Source organism: Vibrio sp. 2132-1, from assembly GCF_033344315.1.
The window spans coordinates 1-894 of the sequence record NZ_JAWPON010000166.1; the positions used below are offsets into that span (position 1 = coordinate 1).

The window sequence follows — 894 nt, forward strand, 5'->3', positions numbered from 1 at the left end:
AAGCCATTGAAAAACAACTGTTTGAATTGCCACTGAGTAAAGCGCAAGTAACCGAAATTGCGCAAAAGCTGTCGACCATGGATAAAGATTCCGAAGTTGGCATGACGCACTACCAAGCGTTATTGGCAGAGTTTTCCCATGAATTGGGGCGTGCGATGTCGGAAAAATTGGACAATGTAAATCAGCAATTGGCTCAATGGCGAGGGAAAGAGAAGTAGTGTTATACCCGAAATACAAAACCATCGGTGCACGCTTAATTGCCGCTTTTGCTTGCAGCACGCTCTTGCTTACCGTGGTGTGTTTGGTCGCTTGGGCGACATGGAACAGCTTGGATAATCAGGTGCGCCTTTTGTTGGAAGATAGCGTGCCTAAATATAACGCCAGCTATTTTCTCGAAAGTAAAACCAGTGAAATTAACCGCCGCGTAGAAGCGCTGCAAGCGGTAGACAACAAAGTACAGCTGACTGAACAAGCCATGCAGGTCAACGAGCAATTGGCTTCGATTTCGACCGTTCTGAAAAGCAATAAGATGAGCTCGGAGTTTTATCAATTGCTCGAATCGGAAGCTGGCCTTGCCTCGCTACTGGAAAAGTACGTGGATATGATTTCAACTCGCATCGATCAAACTCGCCGCGTAGACCAACTGATGTTGCTATATAGAAACTTTTTCGTACATCCGGCCAGTAAAATAACCAACAAGAACACGAATCCGTATTGAAGAACTTTATTGGATAAACTCGATAATTTAATCACTTATTCGTATTCCCTTTTCTATTGATTAAGTTCTATACTCAACTTGTATCACTTAATATTGCGGCAAACTTACGCCAGTGTGACAATTACTCATTGCCACCCTCATAGTATATAGAGTTTGAAATTAACTTTTTGATCACA

Annotated in this window: 1 protein-coding gene and 1 pseudogene; both read left to right on the top strand. The window is 42.7% G+C overall.

From position 1 onward, the window contains the following. Nucleotides 1-218 (top strand): annotated as a pseudogene (locus tag R8N47_RS24175) (ABC transporter substrate-binding protein); the annotation flags it as partial. Next, on the top strand, nt 218-718 hold the full coding sequence (locus R8N47_RS24180; protein ID WP_318185974.1) for a hypothetical protein: 501 nt from the start codon (nt 218-220) through the stop codon (nt 716-718). The pseudogene R8N47_RS24175 and the gene R8N47_RS24180, both read left to right, overlap by 1 nt. The last annotated feature ends 176 nt before the right edge of the window (nt 719-894 follow it).